The 19,927-nt window shown below is 51.0% G+C and carries 20 protein-coding genes; 9 read left to right on the top strand and 11 right to left on the bottom strand.

Annotated features, from left to right (window positions below; all coding sequences use genetic code 11):
• Positions 1-79 precede the first annotated feature (79 nt).
• From CSR04_RS03945 to CSR04_RS03930, 4 genes are read left to right on the top strand one after another with little or no spacing between them, the layout of a single operon-like run.
• Positions 80-676, top strand: a complete 597-nt coding sequence (locus CSR04_RS03945) for a PilZ domain-containing protein (RefSeq protein WP_102794959.1) — start codon at positions 80-82, stop codon at positions 674-676.
• A gap of 52 nt (positions 677-728) precedes the next feature.
• Positions 729-4,205 carry a transcription-repair coupling factor gene (gene mfd, locus CSR04_RS03940; RefSeq protein WP_102794958.1) on the top strand — a complete coding sequence of 1,159 codons (3,477 nt, stop codon included), beginning with the start codon at positions 729-731 and terminating at the stop codon, positions 4,203-4,205.
• Positions 4,206-4,207: 2 nt separating this feature from the next.
• The gene (locus CSR04_RS03935; RefSeq protein WP_102794957.1) at positions 4,208-5,494 is read left to right on the top strand and encodes a CsiV family protein; all 1,287 of its coding nucleotides are present in this window, start codon (positions 4,208-4,210) and stop codon (positions 5,492-5,494) included.
• Complete coding sequence (locus tag CSR04_RS03930) at positions 5,491-6,009, top strand: cob(I)yrinic acid a,c-diamide adenosyltransferase (RefSeq protein ID WP_102794956.1); 519 nt, start codon at positions 5,491-5,493, stop codon at positions 6,007-6,009. The genes CSR04_RS03935 and CSR04_RS03930 overlap by 4 nt, the downstream gene beginning before the upstream one ends.
• A gap of 120 nt (positions 6,010-6,129) precedes the next feature.
• Here CSR04_RS03930 and CSR04_RS03925 read toward each other — a convergent pair whose 3' ends face one another.
• Positions 6,130-6,543: a helix-turn-helix domain-containing protein gene (locus tag CSR04_RS03925; RefSeq protein ID WP_102794955.1), complete on the bottom strand. Its 414-nt coding sequence runs from the start codon at positions 6,541-6,543 to the stop codon at positions 6,130-6,132.
• 151 nt (positions 6,544-6,694) lie between these two features.
• Between CSR04_RS03925 and CSR04_RS03920 the strand changes: the two genes are divergently transcribed.
• The 5 genes from CSR04_RS03920 to rsgA all read left to right on the top strand — a co-directional run bounded on the left by CSR04_RS03920 (position 6,695) and on the right by rsgA (position 10,335).
• On the top strand, positions 6,695-7,063 hold the full coding sequence (locus tag CSR04_RS03920; protein WP_102794954.1) for a hypothetical protein: 369 nt from the start codon (positions 6,695-6,697) through the stop codon (positions 7,061-7,063).
• Between the two features lie 83 nt (positions 7,064-7,146).
• A complete protein-coding gene (locus CSR04_RS03915) occupies positions 7,147-7,881 on the top strand; it encodes an SDR family oxidoreductase (protein WP_102794953.1) in 735 nt (244 codons plus the stop codon).
• Positions 7,882-7,885: 4 nt separating this feature from the next.
• The gene (locus CSR04_RS03910) at positions 7,886-8,335 is read left to right on the top strand and encodes a DUF2141 domain-containing protein (protein WP_245921346.1); all 450 of its coding nucleotides are present in this window, start codon (positions 7,886-7,888) and stop codon (positions 8,333-8,335) included.
• Positions 8,336-8,350: 15 nt separating this feature from the next.
• Entirely contained in the window at positions 8,351-9,016 is a 666-nt protein-coding gene (locus tag CSR04_RS03905; RefSeq protein WP_102794951.1) for a TVP38/TMEM64 family protein, read from the top strand.
• A gap of 281 nt (positions 9,017-9,297) precedes the next feature.
• Positions 9,298-10,335: a ribosome small subunit-dependent GTPase A gene (rsgA, locus tag CSR04_RS03900; protein ID WP_102794950.1), complete on the top strand. Its 1,038-nt coding sequence runs from the start codon at positions 9,298-9,300 to the stop codon at positions 10,333-10,335.
• A 49-nt stretch (positions 10,336-10,384) separates the two neighbouring features.
• On the opposite strand, the gene CSR04_RS03895 is transcribed toward rsgA, so the two are convergent.
• The 10 genes from CSR04_RS03895 to CSR04_RS03850 all read right to left on the bottom strand — a co-directional run bounded on the left by CSR04_RS03895 (position 10,385) and on the right by CSR04_RS03850 (position 19,885).
• Positions 10,385-10,966 carry an NAD(P)H-dependent oxidoreductase gene (locus tag CSR04_RS03895; protein ID WP_102794949.1) on the bottom strand — a complete coding sequence of 194 codons (582 nt, stop codon included), beginning with the start codon at positions 10,964-10,966 and terminating at the stop codon, positions 10,385-10,387.
• Between the two features lie 30 nt (positions 10,967-10,996).
• The gene (locus tag CSR04_RS03890) at positions 10,997-11,431 is read right to left on the bottom strand and encodes a GNAT family N-acetyltransferase (protein ID WP_102794948.1); all 435 of its coding nucleotides are present in this window, start codon (positions 11,429-11,431) and stop codon (positions 10,997-10,999) included.
• Between the two features lie 75 nt (positions 11,432-11,506).
• Positions 11,507-12,838: a sensor histidine kinase gene (locus tag CSR04_RS03885; protein WP_102794947.1), complete on the bottom strand. Its 1,332-nt coding sequence runs from the start codon at positions 12,836-12,838 to the stop codon at positions 11,507-11,509.
• Positions 12,822-14,183, bottom strand: a complete 1,362-nt coding sequence (locus CSR04_RS03880) for a sigma-54-dependent transcriptional regulator (protein WP_102794946.1) — start codon at positions 14,181-14,183, stop codon at positions 12,822-12,824. Before CSR04_RS03880 ends, CSR04_RS03885 begins: the two co-directional genes overlap by 17 nt.
• A 153-nt stretch (positions 14,184-14,336) precedes the next feature.
• Positions 14,337-15,551 (bottom strand): ABC transporter permease, encoded by a 1,215-nt coding sequence (locus CSR04_RS03875; RefSeq protein WP_102794945.1) that lies wholly within the window; start codon positions 15,549-15,551, stop codon positions 14,337-14,339.
• A 2-nt stretch (positions 15,552-15,553) separates the two neighbouring features.
• On the bottom strand, positions 15,554-15,754 hold the full coding sequence (locus CSR04_RS03870; protein ID WP_102794944.1) for a hypothetical protein: 201 nt from the start codon (positions 15,752-15,754) through the stop codon (positions 15,554-15,556).
• Between the two features lie 12 nt (positions 15,755-15,766).
• Positions 15,767-17,119: an ABC transporter permease gene (locus CSR04_RS03865; protein ID WP_102794943.1), complete on the bottom strand. Its 1,353-nt coding sequence runs from the start codon at positions 17,117-17,119 to the stop codon at positions 15,767-15,769.
• 9 nt (positions 17,120-17,128) lie between these two features.
• Complete coding sequence (locus tag CSR04_RS03860) at positions 17,129-17,830, bottom strand: ABC transporter ATP-binding protein (RefSeq protein ID WP_102794942.1); 702 nt, start codon at positions 17,828-17,830, stop codon at positions 17,129-17,131.
• 24 nt (positions 17,831-17,854) lie between these two features.
• Positions 17,855-19,126: an efflux RND transporter periplasmic adaptor subunit gene (locus tag CSR04_RS03855; protein ID WP_102794941.1), complete on the bottom strand. Its 1,272-nt coding sequence runs from the start codon at positions 19,124-19,126 to the stop codon at positions 17,855-17,857.
• Between the two features lie 381 nt (positions 19,127-19,507).
• Positions 19,508-19,885 carry a carboxymuconolactone decarboxylase family protein gene (locus tag CSR04_RS03850; RefSeq protein WP_102794940.1) on the bottom strand — a complete coding sequence of 126 codons (378 nt, stop codon included), beginning with the start codon at positions 19,883-19,885 and terminating at the stop codon, positions 19,508-19,510.
• Between the last annotated feature and the right edge of the window lie 42 nt (positions 19,886-19,927).

Raw genomic sequence — 19,927 nt, 5'->3', positions numbered from 1 at the left:
ATCGTTGGCCGATAATAGGTGTAAGCTAAGGCACAATCAAGGGCCGCGCCAGTTAAGGCCGCAGGCAACAGGAGTAAGGATGGAGTTACTGAGCCTCGAACAAAAGCGCCAGCAGTTCGATGAATTTTTCCGTATCAAGCATGCGATCAAAGTCAATATGCGGCCGCTGGAGCCAGCATTTGAGCTACCTGATACTCACCAGTTGACAGAGCATATGCCTTACGCTTTTCGAATCGCCAGCGAAATGTCAGCACTGGAAGTGGCGGCGCTGCGCCCACTTAGAAATTTAAGTGAGCATGCGGCTGACTTGGTGGCTTTTTTGAATCATCAGTCTCGCAAGATTGACTTAATGATGTCCTATATCCTGCATGAACAGATGACCCAGGACGAACAATTTGTCAGCCACGCTTTTGGCGGCGGCGGCCTGATACTTTGCAGTAATGAGCCGATGGAACTTGAAGTACGCTGTGAGCTGCGACTGTTTCTGGAAGAAGAGGCCGCCGCCGTTTTCTGTTTCGGTGAAGTTATCGCTTGCGAGAACGTTGGCGATCAGTACCATATCTCCCTGTTTTTCAATCGGCTGCGTGAAGAAGATCAGGAACTCCTGGTCAGGGCCAGCCTGCACCTGCAAACCCAGCAGTTGCGTAAACGCGCACAAAAGCGCAGCGAAGAATAAGGGCCTGCGCCCAGTGCAGACAACAGACTTAGGATAGGCCGTCTCAATCAGCATGAGCATCAGTATTTTTGCGCCGCCCCTGCCCAAAAAACCAGGGGACCATCTTCAATGGGGTAATCTGCACGGCAGCAGTTTAGCCCTGGCCATTGCCAATCTTGCATCCAGTCGCAAGGCATCTGTGTTGCTGGTCACCGCCGACACGCCTTCTGCACTGAAACTGTCGCGGGAAATAGAAGGCTTTACCGGTGATATCGAAGTAAAAGTGTTTCCCGACTGGGAAACATTGCCTTACGATACCTTCTCACCGCACCAGGATATTATTTCCCAGCGTCTGGAAACCCTCTTTCATCTGACCCAACCACAGCCCTGTATTTATGTGGTGCCGGTGAATACCCTGCTGCAGCGCATGGCACCAAGAGATTATCTGGCCAGATATCTGCTGATTCTGAAGCAAGGGCAGAAACTGGAATTGGATAGTTTCAGACAGGGGCTGGAAAGGGCTGGCTATACGGCGGTCAATCAAGTGCTGAGTCACGGCGAATTTTCCATTCGTGGCAGCATTATCGACCTCTACCCCATGGGTAGCCGTGAACCTTATCGCATCGACTTATTCGACGACGAAATAGACAGCATCCGTTTATTTGATACCGACAGCCAGCGCTCCGGTGACAAGGTCACAGAGATTCGCCTGTTGCCAGCCCGGGAGTTCCCTACCGATAAGCCCGGCATCGATTTATTCCGCCAGCAGTTTCTTGACCGTTTCGACGCCAGCAATGCCAAAGAGTCGGTTTATCATCAGGTCAGCAAGGGCATTATGCCGGCCGGTGTAGAGTATTATCTGCCGCTGTTTTTCAGCCACACCGAGACCTTATTTGACTATCTGCACCCAGACAGTCTGGTACTGATGCAGGGAGACTTAGTCAACGCCGCCGAATTTTACTGGGCAGATCTGATGGAGCGCTTTGAGCAGCACCGCTATGATCCGCTCAGGCCGTTGCTGGCACCGGCCGAGATTTACCTGAAGGTGGAAGAACTGTTCGGCCGTTTCAAGGACTGGCCGCGTATCAGTGTGCAGCACCAGGCGCTGGAAGAAAAATCCGGCAGAGTGAACTTTGCCACCGCACCGCTGACCGATATCGCGGTTAAGCCACAAAGCAAAACCCCCCTGCTAAACCTCAGTCAGCAGCTTGATAACTGGCAGCAAAGTGGCACTAAGGTGCTGTTTTGTGTGGAATCCCAGGGCCGTCGTGAAAGTCTGCTGGACCTGCTGAAAAAGATTGCCTGCAAGCCCAAGGTTTTTGACCGCCTGGAAGATTTCCTGGCCAGCCATGAGTGGCTGGGGATCACCCTGAATATTGCCGAGCACAGCTTTGCCTTAAGCGAAGCCGATGCTCGCCTGGTGCTGATTACCGAAACCGAGTTATTGGGGCATAAAATTAGTCAGCGCCGTCTGCGCGATAAGCGACAGGCCACTGACGAAGCCGCCGTTATCCGCAATCTGGCCGAATTGTCAATCGGACAGCCAGTGGTGCATCTTGAGCATGGTGTGGGGCGCTATCTGGGCCTGCAGACTCTGGATGCAGGGGGGATCACCACCGAATACCTGACCATTGAGTATGCCAATGGTGCCAAGCTGTATGTACCGGTATCCGCGCTGCATTTAATCAGCCGCTATAGCGGTGGCGATCTTGACCATGCCCCCCTGCATCATCTGGGTACTGATGCCTGGGCCAGAGCGCGGAAAAAGGCCGCAGAAAAGGTGCGGGATGTAGCCGCACAGCTTCTGGATGTGTATGCCCGCCGCGCTGCCAAACCAGGCTTTGCCATCCCCATTGACTGGAATGAATACCAAAGCTTTGCCGACAGTTTCCCCTTCGAGGAAACCGCGGATCAGGAACAAGCTATTGCGGCAGTGATCCAGGATATGGGTAGCCCTAATGCCATGGATCGTCTGGTGTGTGGCGATGTCGGCTTTGGTAAAACCGAAGTGGCGATGCGTGCCGCCTTTTTGGCCGCCAATGCCGGCAAGCAGGTAGCGATATTAGTGCCCACCACCCTGCTTGCCCAACAACATTTTGAAAACTTCCGTGACCGTTTTGCCAATTGGCCGTTTCGTATTGAAGTGATGTCACGCTTTTCCAGTGGCAAAGCGCAAAAACAGATCCTGCAGGATTTATCCGACGGTAAAGTGGATATCGTGGTCGGCACCCATAAACTGCTGCAGGACGACGTCAAATTTGCCGATCTGGGCTTGGTCATCATTGACGAAGAGCACCGCTTTGGCGTGCGTCAGAAAGAAAAATTCAAAGCCCTGCGCGCCGATGTGGATATTCTGACCCTGACCGCCACACCGATTCCGCGCACCCTGAATATGGCCCTGTCCGGCATGCGTGATTTGTCGATTATTGCCACGGCACCAGCCAAGCGACTGGCGATTAAAACCTTTGTACGCCAACGCGACAAGCAGCTGATTCGCGAAGCAATCATGCGGGAGATCCTGCGTGGTGGACAGGTGTATTTTCTGCATAATGAAGTGGACAGCATTGAGCAAACCGCAGCAGAGATTGCCGAGATTGTTCCGGAAGCCCGGGTGGCCGTAGGCCATGGCCAGATGCGCGAGCGGGAATTGGAACGGGTCATGTCAGACTTCTACCACCAGCGTTTTAACGTGCTGGTCTGTACCACTATTATCGAAACCGGTATCGACGTCCCCTCGGCCAATACCATTATTATGGACAGGGCCGATCATCTGGGACTGGCACAGTTGCACCAATTGCGGGGCCGGGTCGGCCGCTCACATCATCAGGCCTATGCTTATCTGTTAACTCCTCATCCCAAAAGGATGACCAAAGATGCACAAAAGCGTCTTGAAGCCATTGCCTCACTGGAAGATTTGGGTGCCGGCTTTGCCCTGGCTACCCATGATCTGGAGATTCGCGGGGCCGGTGAGCTGCTGGGAGAGGATCAGTCCGGGCAAATTGCTACGGTAGGTTTCTCCCTGTATATGGAGATGTTGGAACAAGCGGTGGAAGCCTTGAAAAACGGCAAGGAGCCGTCGCTGGATGAAGCCTTGTCACAACACACCGAAATTGAGCTGCGTATTCCTGCCCTGCTGCCGGAAGATTATATCAATGACGTGAATACCAGGCTGTCGTTGTATAAGAAAATCGCCAACTGTAAATCCGATGATGATCTGGATGATGTTCAGGTGGAATTGATTGACCGCTTTGGCTTGTTACCGGAAGCGGCGAAAAACCTGTTGAAAGTCACACAGATGAAGCTTAATGCCCGCACCATCGGCATCAGTAAAATTGAAGCCAGCGCGGCAGGTGGCTTTGTCGAATTCGCCCAGGATACCCGCATTGATCCGGGCTTTATTATCAAGCTTATCCAGTCACAACCTGCGATTTATCGTCTGGACGGACCGCAAAAACTTAAATTTGCGATTAAGACCGACGCACATCAGGAGCGTGTTAAACTCATTGCGACCATGCTGGATGAATTCAAACAACGATTGCAGGCGGCCTGACTATGCTAAAAAGAAGTGCTCCACTGCTCGGTCTGACATTCGCGCTGTTAAGCCACACTTGTCAGGCACAAAGCACGGATTGGTGGTTCGAGGTTGAAGTACTGTTATATAAACAGGGGCAGGCACTGGAAGCGCTGGACGAACGCTTTCCACAACCGGTAAAAACCCCTGGTAGTGCCAGGGCCGTGGATTTGCTAAGCCCGCTGCTGCAACCGGACATCAGCAGCTTGCGTGCCGCTTTAGCGCTATGCTCACCGTCACAAACACAGCCACAGGACAATGTTGTTGTTACTGACAGCACATTGCTGAGTGAAGTACAGCAATTACTCGATAGCCTATCTGATCAGTTGCAAAGTGAAGAACAGGCGTTTTTGCCTCAAACCGGCACCGAACTGCAGGCACAGATCGTCGGCGCCCTGAACACAGCGCAACCATCACCCTGGCGGGCTGAAGACTTTATTGATTTATATCCGCTGCTACGCAGTGGCTGTCAATACAGTTTCGAACAGGCCTGGCTGCAAGACTTAGTCGTCAGTCACCCGAAAGCCGAGCCATTTGTTGCGCAAATGCCGATTCTGCCACAGGGCCGGGAAAAGCCTTACAGTGACAGTCCGTATTTGCTGCCCCCTGACATGCTTGAATTACGGCAGCTCGCCCGGGATCTTTATCGCCAGCGTGGCATTGAACCACTAATGCACCTGGCCTGGCGCCAGAACGTTCAGTTTGGCCGCAGCAAAGCCAGACCTTATCGCCTGTTTGCCGGACGCAACTTTGCGAAGAGCTACGATATCAATGGCTACCCACTGCCCGAGGAAAAGCCGCTACTGGCACAGCAAGACAGCGACACCCTGGCTACCCCGCTGGATTTAATGGCACAAGTGGAACAAGCCCTGGCCGAACCCCTGGTACTGGACAATCAAGCCGAGGTTGTTATTCAACCAGGACAGCGCACCGATGCGCTTTGGGAGCTTGACGGACTGTTTACGCTCTATCTGCAATATATCAACCGTATTCCGTATTTGCATATCGATGCCGATATGGTCTATCGCCAGGAAGGTCGTCCAGGATTGATGGGCACCGAGCCATTAACCCTGGCGCTAAATGGTGGGCAAGATATACAGCCAGATGATTCAGCGCCTCAATACCAACTCTACGGGCTGAAGTTTGATCAGCTAAGGCGCATTATCAGCAAGCAGATCCATTATTTTGACCACCCCTTGTTTGGCATGGTGGTGGAAGTACGCAGATACCACAAACCTGCGCCACCCAAGGAAGAGCCAGCATCATGAAAATCTACACAAAAGGGGGCGACCAAGGCACCACGCAAATTTATGTGGACAAGCCTGAACGTCTGGGTAAACAGGACATAGTACTGGAGTGTTATGGCACCCTGGATGAGCTTAACGCCCATTTAGGTATGCTAGCTTGTGAACTGAAGGAAATTGCCCAGTTACAAGCGGTACAGCAGATACAACAGCAACTGTTTCAGATCGGCTTTGCCCTGTCTGCATCCAGCAAACTGACCGATGACAATGTGCAGCAACTGGAGCAGCAGATTGACTTGTGGCAAAGCGACATCCCACCACAGACCAGTTTTATTTTGCCCGGCGGCTGCCATAGCGCTGCCCAGGCACACATTTGCCGTACCATCGCGCGACGCGCAGAACGACGCATGGTGGAGCTGAATCAGCAACGCGAGGTGCCAGGGGTCTGTCTACGCTACTTAAACCGCCTGTCTGACTGGTTGTTTGTGCTGGCCAGAGTATTGAATTTTCAGGCCGGCATGGACGAACCTCGGGTTTAAATCATCCTGTACTTACCACAGCGACACGAAAAATACCTCGCGCAGAGCCGCTGAGTTCACAAAGAGAATATCTGATATCTCAGCACTTCTTTATTAACTCAGCGTCACGGCTAGAAGCGCTCAGGATACCATGCCTTTTCTGTAAGCCACTGTGCCTATCAGTACAAATGAAAACACAAACGACAGACTGATAACTGCCGTGGAAACCTGAAGTTGAAGGGGAGTCAACTGGTCTGCCACCCAGAACACAGTAGCAAACATCGACAATTGGGCCAGTAACAACACCTTTAATGCTGTACTAATCTGGGCATCTGTTATCCTGCCTTTTTCAAGCACTTTTGCAGAACAGAGCAATTGCTGACTGGGTATTTCAAACACGGCGCTCAATGCATCCAGAGTATCCATTGATACGTCACCGGTGCTCTCAGCACGCTGAATGGTCCTCAAGCTGACATTGCACATTTGCGCAACTACCTGCTGAGTCCAGTTTCTTGTCTCTCTGCTCGATTTCAGCAATACCTTATCGATCTTCATTGTTTTATCCTTAAAATTATCGGTCTAGGCACAAGTTAACAGCATAGAACAACATGGGTGACGACATTAGTATGACATCATATGACAATCATACTGATTTACTGGATTTATCGTTCAACTGTTGTATCAGGTTTTAGTGAAAGGAAATGTAGTGCTGAATAATCTGCAATCTACCGCCAGAAAACTTCGTTGGCTACGGCCCCTATTGCTGCTTACGGGTCTGACGGCACTGGCGGTTTTCACTTATGTTTTGCTGCTGGCGGGCTCAGCAGCGGAAGATAAATATATCCTGCCCAGCCTGATGACTCTGTTCTGGTCCGGCACTCTCTACTGGTTTATCAGTGCCTTTACCCGTTTACCCGCGCGTGCGAATAGCAAAGACGGGTTTTTCAAGCGATGTAAAGCCCACATAGTTCGTGGGTTTTACAGCTTGCTGATGATGCTGGCCTTTGCCTTAACCCTGGTGATGGTGTTTATCAGTATCCGGAGTATCAATATCTGGTTGCAAAGCTATAGCTAGCATCGACGGCACCCTGTTTAACCCAGAGGTGCGCCGGTTCAAATACGTCTCTAATGCATTCAAGTCACCATTTCGAATGTATTATGATTCTACACAACAAAACCCTATTGATAACCGGCGGCACCTCTGGCGTTGGCTATGAACTGGTGCGCCAGTTGGCGCCGCATAATCAAATTCTCGTTATCGCCCGGGCTGGCCCCAGGCTGGATATGTTGGAACGCGATTTTCCCGGGCTGCAGACTTATGCGGCGGATCTAAGTGAACCGGCCATCTTGCCAGGGCTGTGCCAAACCATAGTCGGTGAGCATCCACAGATAGATGCCTTAATTAATAATGCAGCTATGCAGTTCGAGCCCTGCTTTTTGGATAAAAATTTTCTGTATGCGTCAATCAAGCAGGAAATCACGCTGAATTTCACCGCTGTGTGCGCTTTATGTTACTTACTGCTTCCGGCACTTTTACAGGCTAATTCACCGGGGCGTATTATCAATGTTAACTCCGGCCTGGCACTGGCACCTAAAACCCAGTCTGCGGTGTATTGTGCGACCAAGGCGGCCTTAAATAGCTTTTCTCAAAGCTTGAATTATCAGCTTGAACATACTCCTGTCCGCGTTCTGCAGGCCTTTCTGCCACTGGTAGACACCCCCATGACCGAAGGGCGTGGCAAGGCCAAGCTGTCGGTAAAACAAGCCGCACAAGCCATTATCCGAGGCATAGAACGGGATAAAACAGTAAACGACATTGGCAAGGTCAGGTTGCTGCGTTTGTTGCACAACCTGTGGCCACAATTGGCAAAAAAAATCATGAAAGGGCATTAACAATATGAAATTTAAAACAATTCACCCAAATACTATAGGACTGATGATGGCACTGATTTTTACCCCAGTTATGGCAAAAGCACTGACGGTGCAAGTCCGTCAGATTGAAACAGCCCGTCAGGGGCAAATTATAGTGATGCTGTTCGCCAACGATGGCTTTCCCAAAGATCATGCTAAGGCTCTCAGCATTCAGACCCGACCAGTAACCAGTGACGTCAGCAGCTTGGCGTTTGAGTTTGCGGTCAACACCAGAGAGTTTGCTGTCAAGGTGCTGCACGACGAAGACATGAACAACAAAGTCACCAAGAACTGGACTGGTATCTGGCCGGCCGAAGGGCTTGGCTTTTCCAATGGTGCGCGTGTCCGTCTTAGCGGGGCACCCTCGTTTAAGGACGCCAGGCTGACCTTATCTGCCAACCAGGACGTTATCGATATTCCCCTTATTTACCCCTGAAAGCAGGACCCAAAAATGAAAGCCTTATTCCCCCTTGTACTGTGCTTGGTACTGGTGTTTGCCTGTACTTTTGTGCTGATTAAATCCACTGGTTTGCTGACCATTGAGCAAATTCGCTTATGGCTGGATGCCGCTCAATATGCCAACCCGCTTCACGTGGTAGCCATGGTAGTAACGTTGCTGTTTGCAGATTTATTTATTGCCATCCCCACTTTGACCATAACTCTGCTAAGCGGTTATTTTCTGGGCCCGCTGTTTGGTGCACTGTCGGCTATTCTGGGGTTATCGCTGGCAGGCATCGGGGGGTACGCCATCAGCTACCGATTCGGTGACAAACTGCTTAAGTTGCTGCTTAAGGACGCTGCCAAACGTAAGGAAGCCACAGATACCTTTGTCCGCCATGGTGCCATCGTTATCCTGCTTGCTCGCGCCATGCCAATCCTGCCGGAAGTATCCGCCTGCCTGGCCGGGATCAGCAAAATGCATTTCGGCAAGTTTTTGCTGCTTTGGCTATGCAGTGCTGTGCCCTATGCCGTTATTGGCGCATATGCCGGCGCCCTTAGCAGCCTGGATAATCCCAAACCTGCCATCTTGGCCGCCGCAGGTATCACCACTGCACTTTGGCTGGGTTGGTTGGGTGCGAACCACTACCTTATCGGTCGCGACAAAGTGAAGGGTTAAAAGCCTGTCGCCAACGACGCTTATTGTTGTTATGCTGAACGCCGTAAAATAACAGTTAGATTGAGGAGAGTTTGATGATTGTAGCGATTACCCACCCGGCAAAGGTTGCTGAGTAACGTCAATTCTGTCGCTTTTCTCGGCCCTTTCAGCCTTTGCCCGGTGTTCTATGACCGGGACCACTGACTTTCAATAGAGCGGGTTTATTACAAACCGGCGTCACTTGGTTCCTATGTATTTATCTGTGTGTGCAGAGCTTATTGCTGTGCGCATTAGGAAAGCATATGAATTTATCGCTATCACAACTGGGCTGGCAGGCATTTTTTCAACAACAACTTAGCCTGCAAGAATTTGAACATCATCAGATAAGCCGCGTGGTCGCCCACCACCGTAATGAATATGTGCTAAGAAATGAGCATGGCTTGTATCATTTGCCCCTTACCCCTTCCCTGCCCGCTATGACTATTGGTGATTGGCTGCTGGTGGATAATGACGGGCAATTTGTGCGCTTGCTGGAACGTAAGTCGGTATTTAAGCGTAAAGCTGCTGGTAGCCAGTTAGCTGAGCAGTTAATCAGCGCCAATGTCGACACTCTGCTGATAGTCTGCTCGCTGAACCAGGATTTTAAACTGAGTCGGATTGAGCGCTATCTGACCCTTGCTCATGAAGCCAGGGTAGATCCTGTGGTGATACTGACCAAACAGGATCTGTGCAGCGACGCCGATGAAAAACGCGCTTTGGTACAACAGTTAGACCCATTGTTAGTGGTGGAATCCGTTAACGCCCTGGATAGTGAAAGTTGCGCATCGCTTTTGCTCTGGTGTAAGTCTGGCAATACCCTGGCGGTAATGGGTTCATCCGGTGTGGGTAAATCCACCCTGGTCAACACATTAAGTGCCGGGAATGAACAGAAAACCGCCGCCATTCGAGAGGATGACAGCAAAGGCCGACATACCACCACTGCCCGCTCCATGCACTTTCTGCCATCTGGGGCCGTGCTGATTGACACGCCCGGAATGCGTGAGTTGCAACTCAGTGATGGTGAAGATGGTATACGCCGCACCTTTGCCGATATTGATGCCTTAGCCGAACAATGCCGCTTCTCTGACTGTCAACACAAGGGGGAACCGGGCTGTGCGGTGCAACAGGCATTGGATAACGGTGATATAGAGGCACGCCGTCTGAGCAACTATCACAAGCTGCAGGCCGAACTCAGCCGTAACAGCGCGTCATTGCAGGAGCTGCGCGCCAAAGACAAGCAGTTTGGCAAGATGATTAAAAGGCTGATGCCGGTTATCCGCCACAACAAAAAGGGCTACTAACTCGCTAGAAAGGTCACATTTCTGTGACCTTTCTTTTCATCAAACAACCTTAAAAGCGCTGGCGAATTTTCTTTAAAAAGGCTTCTACCCGCTTTTGATCGGCTTTTTCACTTTGGTAAAAAGACAACATGGTAAAGCGACATTTCATCGTGCAAGCCCCAAGTAATGCCGTTTTCAAAATGCGTCTCACCGGCCTGAACATTACCAGGCGGTCCACCCACCAGGGGGAGCCTAATGTGGTTATTACCTTCATTTCTTTGAGGTTTTCTAGTCGAGGCTGAATAGCGCCAAGATCAGATGCATGCTCATAAGCATGTCCCGGTGCCCACACCCGGTCAAACCAGCCTTTCAGAATGGCAGGAAAACCGAACCACCAGGTAGGAAACACCAAAATCAGGGTTTCAGCACGCTTAAGCTGAGCAATATCCGCCTCAAGTGCGGCGCTGTTAAACGACGATTGATAGTAACTTTGCCGCTCACAGGATGTCAGCGCCGGGGCAAAATTATCCTGATACAGGTCCCTGACCTCTATCTGATGGCCCTGGCCTTCAAGATGCTGGATAGTGTGTGCTGCCAAATAGGCACACAGGCTATTATTTAGCGGATGAGCAATGACCACCAGAGTTGTCACTTGAGCTTCCTCATTAATTGGATAAGGGGGTTAAGCCAATGCCAGATGCAGTAAAGGAAAGGGCGCGCCCTGCCCGTCCAGCTCCGAGCGACCAATCTGCACAAAGCCCATATGCAGGTAGAACCCTAACGCCTGTGGGTTTTGTTCGTTGACATCCACTTTACTCACGCCCTGCTGGTCAATGGCATGACGACAAAGCGCTGTGCCTACGCCCAATCCGCGCTGCTCAGGGGCAATAAACAGCATTTCCAGATTGCCTTCGGCGACACCGCTAAAGCCCAGCAGCTCACCGCCCTCATTACGTGCCGCGGTTAAGGCAACCGCATCAAAATACTGCTCCAGAATCAGGGGTTTTAACTTGAGGATATCGGCGTCACTAAGAAAATCGTGGGTAGCTCGCACCGATGCTTCCCAAATCTGAATAAGCTGCGGGTAATCATCCCGGCTGACCGAACCTAAATACATTGATACTTCCTTATGCTAAACAAATAGGGAGGCCGAATAAGCAGGTGAAATCCTACCCATTACATCTCTAATCTCTCAATCTGCTACTGAATGAGCGCGAACCGGCAAAGTAAAAGAAACACATAAGCCACCATGATCGCGGTTATATAAACGCAATTTGCCCTGGTGTGCACTGATAATTTCGTTACATAAGGTTAAGCCGATACCGCTGCCACTGGATTTAGTGGTGTAAAAAGGCAGAAGTGCCTGACTAAGCTGAGATGCTGTCATACCCGGCCCCCGGTCATATACCGAGAAACTGATTTGCTGACCATGCTGTCGCAGCTCAAATCCCAGCTCTTTCACATCAGAACCGGATTCCCGCGCGTTTTTCACCAGATTTAACATCACCTGCTCAATCTGCGCCGGGTCAAACCAACCGTGTTGACTGATGCATTCAAGTTCGCCTTGAATACCCAGCAGAGTCAGCAAATGCTGGTAAAAATCCGTTATCACCACCTCACGTCGGCTCGGTGGCGGCAGGCGTGCATAATTGCTGTAACGCTCAATAAACTGATGCAAATGGGCACTGCGTCTACCAATCGTATCCAGAATGTCCTCAAGCATAGTCAGATGCTCGGGCTGCTGTAAGATGGTACGGGCAGATTTCGTCAGGGACTGTATCGGTGCCAGGGAATTATTCAGCTCGTGACTGATCAGGCGGATCAGTCGCTTCCACATTTCGTTTTCCTTGCGCGACATTTCCCGGCTTAAGTTCTGATAAAGATACAGATGATGGGCCTTGCCGTGCAGGTGAAAAGGCTGGCAGTGCAATTGATAGACTTGCGCCAGGTCATCCTCGACGTAGCTAACCAGCCCGGCCTGGCGCTCCAATGACGCTGTGGCTAATGCTGCAGGTAGATTGTCGACCAAATCCGCAAAACGCATACCCTCCAGTTTGCTGTTCAGCCTGAACAGCTCGCGACTGGCGGTATTGGAAAACACCACATATTGCTGATCGGTCAGCACCATGGCCAGTGGCGCATGCTGAATCACCTTGTCCAGTAACAACTCCCTTTGATTCAAGGTCATTCGCTCGGCGCGTAACACCTTGGTGAGTTGGTTATAGGCATCCACCAGTTCGCTCATTTCAAGGTAACGCTGGTTATGAATACTGATACTGAAATCGGCGTCTTTGAGCGCCAGTATGCCATGCTTAATGGCAAGCGCACTGCGACTAAAAGGCAATAGCAACCACCTTAACCACACCGCCAACAACGCCAGTGCAGCAACGCCACTTAATACCCATTGCCATGCGGCATGGTCGGCCTTTAACTGCCAGACCAACAACCATACCAGCCCAGCCAAATAAGGTAGCAAGCCCAGCAGCAGGCGCCGGTACAGCGACTTTTCAGTTATCCAGTTCAAACTTCTTCATCCTGCGATACAGCGCACTGCGGCTAATGCCCAAACTTCTGGCCGCATCAGCCATCACGCCCCCCGCCTCTTCAATGGCCTGACTGATATCCTCAGCACTGGGTTCGGGTTGCGGTGTTTCGCTGCCTCCAGATGTGACCGCCGCTTTTACCACCTCCACCGGTAAACCCAAATCGGCGACTTTTACCAGGTTGTCCTGACACAATAGCGATGCTCTTTGCATGACATTTTTTAACTGGCGGATATTGCCCGGCCAATCATACTGACTAAGTACCTGTGCAGCACAGGCTGCCAATTGCAGCTTGTCCCCCAGAAAATGCCTGGCCAAAGGCAGAATATCGGCACGGCGCTGGTTTAAGGGGGGTAATGCCAGCTCAATCACGTTTAATCGGTAGTACAAATCTTCGCGAAAGCTGCCTGCAGCAATGGCCGCTTTCAGGTCGGTATTGGTGGCACTGATAATACGGACTTTAACCCTGATAGTGTCGCTGCCGCCGATACGCTCAAACTCGCCGGTTTCCAGTACTCTGAGGAGCTTGGCCTGTCCGTCCAGCGACAAATTGCCTATCTCATCTAAAAACAATGTCCCACCATCGGCCAGCTCGAAGCGCCCCGTGCGCCTTTTACTGATACCGGTATAAGCGCCCGCTTCAGCGCCAAACAGCTCAGCTTCAACTAAGTCCTTGGGTAAAGCGCCGACATTGACTTTGACAAATGGCCCTTGGCTGCAACTGGAGTTGGCCTGCACTATTTCAGCAATTTTCTCTTTTCCTGCGCCATTGGGACCGGTGATCAGAACGGATACCTCAGCATGGGCAATTTGGGTGGTAATACGTAGCAAGTCATACATGGACTGGCTTTGATACTTAAGACCACAAAGGTTGAACTCGCTTTCCAGTTGGCGTTTTTTCGCCTGCACATGGCCACGTTGCTCGTTTTGTGCCCGTTGCAGCGCGCCAAGTTTCAGCAAATTACGCACCGTAACCATTAACTTATCATCGTCCCAGGGTTTGCCCAGGTAGTCTGCAGCACCGGCTTTAACCAGTTCTATTGCGGTTTCAAGCGCGGTCCAGGCGGTAATTAGAATAATAGGCAAGTCAGGATGCATGTCGCGAATACGGTGGAAAAGCGCAACGCCTTCCTGCCCGGATGTGGTGTCGGCACTGAAATTCATATCCTGAATAACCAGGTCAATATCGCCGTCAGCCAGTTTTTGCAGTCCCAGTTCCGGGGTTAAGGCCTGCTCCGTGGCCATACCATTAATAGTGAACAACACCTTCAGCGCCTGGGCGATATCCGGGTTGTCGTCAATAATCAGTATTTTTGCTGTTGTCATGGTCGTTCCAGGCCCCGTCTTGGCAGAGCTACTTCGAATAAGAACAGGGGGCAGAACAATACACCGTCCTTCCACGTCCTTGCTATTCCCGCCTTGGTGTCATTTAAAGATAAAGAAACACCCAGTGCGTTTCTCTATCTTTACCTCTGCCACTCAATTTCCCCGGGTCACAATGGCGGGCGATATCTTTGCCGCTTTTCGGGCCGGTAGCCAGGTGGCGATGGCATTGATTACCCACATACTCAGTATTATCAAGCCGATAGCCCCCATATTCAGATAATTCTCTTCATCACGTTTAGACAAATCGAATATCAAGAACAAGGTTACCAGCGCGCCCAGCAGGCAGCCAAACCAGGTGATCAGGGTATTTTCGGTCAGAAAGTAGCGGATAATATCAGATTTGCGTGCGCCAAGAGCCCGGCGGGTGCCGATTTGTTTACGTCGCTGATTAACCTGAAAAGATGTCAGTCCGGCAATCCCCACCGCAGTAATCAGCATCAAAACCGCACTAATGACCAGATTGATCAAAGCCCGACTGCCGCGCCCGTCATACATTCTTTTTTGTACCCGGGTCAACAGTTCACTGGCGCCCACATAGCGTCCCTGCTCCTGATAAAACAGGCTGACAAGTTCTTCGATCATTGCCGCCCCGCGACCCTCTTCCACACGAATCAGGTACTCAGGTTCGTTTTCCTGACTCCACAGCAGCTGTGGCCGAATCAGGCTATGGTAGGACATGCCGCGTCCATTGAGTCTTTCACCGGTCATCACATTGGAGTAGACCCCCACCACTTGCACAGGGTCGCCGCCCTTGCTTAGCCACAGGGTTTTACCAACCGCGCTTTGCTCGTTAAACAATGCCTTGGCCAACGCTTCGCTGACCATTACAGACGCAGCCCCCTGGCTTGCTCCTGTGCCGTCAATGACCTCATCGGCGGAGGATAACCGACGACCATCCAACAACTTAAGCTGCAACACATCCAACAAACTGGTTTCTGCTTCAAACACTGCTGTCTGCATAGGCTGTGCATTTTCCTCATTAGTTTGATAAAGCTCTACAACGTCCTCAGCAGTAAAAGGCACGGCGTAAGTACGGGCAACATCCTGCACACCAGGTAATGCCTTAATCCGCTGTAAGTCCCGTTGCATGGCGGCGCCCAGATCCTGAGTATCGTCGTAAAACTCGGCGTTGATACGGATAATATTGTTATGGTGAATACCTGAGGGCATATTCCAGGCTCTTAAAGTAACCAATGTGGTTAATATGGCACTGGATAACACCGCCATGGTCAGTGATACCTGCAGCACCGTTACAATCGTCATAAATTTGTTCTGTTTCAGACTGAGCAATATAGGTCGGATTTCCATTATCAGGCTCCTAATAATGGGAGCAGCCAAACAGCCAGCTCCTTAATGGGGGTCGCAGCAAGGGACAAGGAGTCCAGCACGGCAAGATTCAGTTGAACGATCAGATTGCTTTGCCAGCACCATTCAATCACCGTCAGCAAGATGAATAGGCCGAGTGTTATCATGCACAAATCTCGCTGCCAGTCAGAAAATGCCTTGTCCATTGCCATTTGTCCTTACTGTGATTTCAAATAACCAGCCACCGGCTGACTGCACAAACGCCAGATGGGGTAGATACTGATCAGCAAGGCACACAGTACGCTGATGGCAAAGGCTTGAAGGGCCAGGCCCCAGTCAAGTTGGAAATACGGCATAACATCTTCCAAGCGAGCATTGTAGTCTGATGCCCACAGGCGAATCTGCACCATGGCCTTTAAGCCCAATACTGCAATCAATAACCCGAAAACCGCACTAACCAGGCCGAGCATCATCACTTCCAGGGTATGCTGAAGGATAATGGCGCTTTTTCTGGCACCCAGCGCGCGGCGTACACTGACTTCTTTACTGCGACGTATAAACTTGGCGAGCAGAATGCCAATGGCATTGAGTAAACAAACGGTATAAAACAGCAGCGCCATTATCACCGAGCTTTGTTCACCGTAGTTAGCGTTGAGAAAATCCATCTGCTCAACAATGTTCAGCACATAAGTTTGAAGCTCACGTGGAAAACGGCCATAGGCTTTCTGTTCATTAATATAGGAATGCAGCTTTTCCTGGTACTGAGCCGGGTCAGCTTCAGGTAACTCTGCCCAGAATGCCAGCCAGCCACATTCCGATGCCCGCAGAATGTCCAGATCCTGGTTGGTGAAGCGCGAGCTTTGCGGCTGGTCTGCCTCCCAGCAATCAAAGCGGGTATCGCGGGTAAGATTGTGGTTCAATGCATACTGTACCGGCACAAAAAAATCGTGGGGATAGCCCTGATAATAGCCGCGGTCATACAGTCGCCAGCTTAGATGCCAGGTATCCAGCACCCCCACCACCGTCACCGGCTTATTATTCAGTAACAGGCGTTTGCCAACACTGTTAATACCACCGAACAATTTGTCATTCATGGTTTTACCCAGTACCACCTGGCTGTCGCCGCTATCCGCGGCCAGTTGCCAGCCACTGCCGTACAAAAATGGCGGCTCAAACATGGTAAAGAAGTCAGCCGTGGTCGCCGCACCGCGGGTCTGCATCGGGCGCACTTCATTGTCTGCAAAACTCAACGTCGCCCAGGTGCGCATCACATAGGTCTGATGTATAGCGGGCATATCCAGGTTATACAGATTCACCGCATCTCGGTACGTGGTATCGGGCATGTCTATTGCCCGGTCGATTTTATCAGCACTGAGTTCACGATTATCCATCTGCACCAGGTATAAAGTACTGGCCTTATCGCCATGGGGAATATCTGAGCCATTCTTGGCAAAGGTATAGAAGGTCACAAACAGGCCAAGCCCCACTGACATGGCCAATAACATCAGCAAGGTCAAGGCAGGGCGTTCTTTCAGGCTTCTTAACGCCAGGGAAAAGTTATAGGCAAACATGCAGGGCTCCTAGGCGCGTTTAACCAGCGCATCGCTGGGATTCTGGTCAACATCACTGACCTGACCATCGAAGATTTGAATATTGCGCCCGGCACGGCGGGCCAGTTCATCGTCGTGCGTCACCATCACGATGGTGGTACCTTGCTGGTTAATCTGCTCCAACAATTCCATCACCTGACGGGCCATTTGCGAGTCCAGATTGCCGGTGGGCTCGTCGGCCAGTAAAAAACGCGGCTTACCCGCTATGGCCCGGGCAATTGCCACGCGTTGCTGTTGGCCGCCAGACAGTTGGGTAGGCAAATGCTTCATACGGGAACCCAAGCCCACCAGCTCCAGCGCTTCCTCGATGCGTTGCTTGCGATCTTTGGCACTCAGGCCCCGATAACGCAGGGGAACATCCACATTGTCGAATAGCGGTAAGTCAGGCAAGAGGTTGAAGCTCTGAAAAATAAAACCTATCTTCTGGTTGCGTAAATCCGATAAGGCATTGTCAGACAGCCCCCTGACGTTCTCGCCGTCCAGAAAATAGTCCCCTTCTTCAAAGCTCTCCAGCAAGCCCGCCAGATTTAAAAACGTGGTTTTACCTGAGCCAGAGGGACCGGTAATAGAGACAAACTCACCGGCTTTGATGTGCAGATCAACATTGCGCAAGGCATGGGTTTCCACCAGATCGGTACGAAAAATCTTGCTGACACCTTTCATTATTAACATATTGTTATTCCTTATGATTCTTTATTAGTTAGCCAGATAAATCTGTTGCTGCTGGTTAAATTCTTCGAGACTGGAAATGATAATTTCGTCGCCAGGTTTTAAACCTGACAGCACTTCTACTTCCGCCAGGCTGCGTGCCCCAATCTCAATGCCATGACGCACCGCCACATCACCATTGACCAAATAGGTCACCCTGCCACCACCAGACTCCACAAACGCACCGCGGCGCACTTTCACCACATTTTGCCGGGATTCTATTAAGATCCGCGCGCTGACCCGCTGGTTCTGACGCAGATTGGCAATACTATCGCCGACAAAACGAATACGCCCTACTACCTGTCCGTTATTCACCTCCGGGGAAATTGCCACTACTTCGCCGGCAAATTGCTGGCCGTTCAGGCTGATTTCACTGCTAAGCCCAACCCCTAAGTCGTCGGCATAGTTTTCAGGAATCGACACTTCCACTTCAAAAGCACTTAAATCAATCAGGGTGATCAAGGGGCTATTGGCCGCCACACTGTCTTTTTCCCGGACATTGACGCTGCCAATAATGCCGGACGCCGGTGCCAGCAGTTGCAGCTCATCCACCTGGCGTTTGAGGTTGTCCACCACAAACTGCTGACGAGCCAGTTGTGACTCCTTACCTTTTAGCTCAAACTCCATGCTTTCTTTGTCCAGTTCAAACTGCTGCTGGGCATGTTTATGGGCAAGTTCGGCTTTCTTGAACTCCGATACTTTTTCCTCAAATTCCCGCTGGCTTATCAACGCATCGCGGATACTGATTTCGGCTCTGTGTTTATTCACCTGTGCAGCTTCCAGATTCACTGCAGATACCTCAATGGCCTGACGGTTGTTGAGAATATCGGTCTTCATCTGGATCTGATAACGGCCCACTTCAATCTTCAGTTGTTCCAGTACTGCCAATTCCTGAGCGTAGTTGTTATCCAGCTCCGGGCTGTCAACACTGGCCAGCAACTGGCCTTGCTCTACACTGTCGCCAGCCTTGATATACAGTGACACTATGCCGCCGGAGCGGGCATACAACGTCGGACTGTTGGACGCCACAATCCGCCCTTGCACGGATATATCACGTTGCATATCGCCCTGCTCCACCACCGCAAAGCGCACTCGCTCACGAGCCACCGTCATATCGGCGCCAAACAGGCTGCTCAAAGCCGGACCAGTGACGACCAGTGCCGCAGCACAAGCCACTGTCACCACACCGACAATTAACCATTTTCGCTTCACACCCTTGGGCTGAATCACTCTGTCTTGTCCTGAGGTATCTCTTAACATTTTATCCTTCACTCCTTGCCGCTATCGCTTTGCGGACCCGTTACCGGTTTTGTTCAGCACGTAGCATGCCAAAATATAACCAATTGTATTTATTTGATTTTTTAACTCTTCACGGGTGTGCGAACAGTTTGACAGCCTGTGCGAACACTGACCGAACAGATAAGATAAGGAAGGGGTTTCACGGAAGTTTCAGGGCATTATCTTGGCGAACTCAGCGCCTGTGCGAGAGACATTATTGAGTTTTTCTATTTTTAAACACTGAGTGTTAGCGCACCAGGGGCTGTTTATCTTGCTAGTATAGACTTAGTTCAAGCACAGCCCCTGAGTTGCCCGCTAACCAGAAGCATTGTTAACAATGCTGTCGGCATTGGCCAAAGCCCATCAATCAGCGCGTCTTTCAAGCACCTCGGCAAAGGCAAACATGGCATTGAGCGAGGCCGGGAAGCCGGCATACACGGCCATCTGAATAATCACTTCCTTAATCTCTTCTTCACTGCAACCCACATTCAACGCCGCGTTTAAGTGGACTTTAAGTTGAGGTGCACAGTGCCCCAATGCCGTTAACGCGGCTACCGTAGCAATTTCCCGCGCTCTGAGGTCCAGGCCCGGGCGGGAATATACATCAGCAAAGGGGAATTCGATGGTCAGCCGGGCCAGATCCGGGCTGATGTGTTGCAGACTATTGATAACCGCCTGCCCGGCTTCACCGTCAATTTCATGCAGTTTTTGCAGACCCTGTTCTAAGCGGTTTGAGTTCATACTTGGCTCCTTGATGGGATTATAGAAGCCACAGGCTACAAC

The organism is Bowmanella denitrificans (genome assembly GCF_002887595.1).
Lineage (GTDB): Bacteria > Pseudomonadota > Gammaproteobacteria > Enterobacterales > Alteromonadaceae > Bowmanella > Bowmanella denitrificans.
The sequence above is the reverse complement of the archived record's forward strand: the minus strand, read 5'-3'. Positions and strand labels throughout refer to the sequence as shown.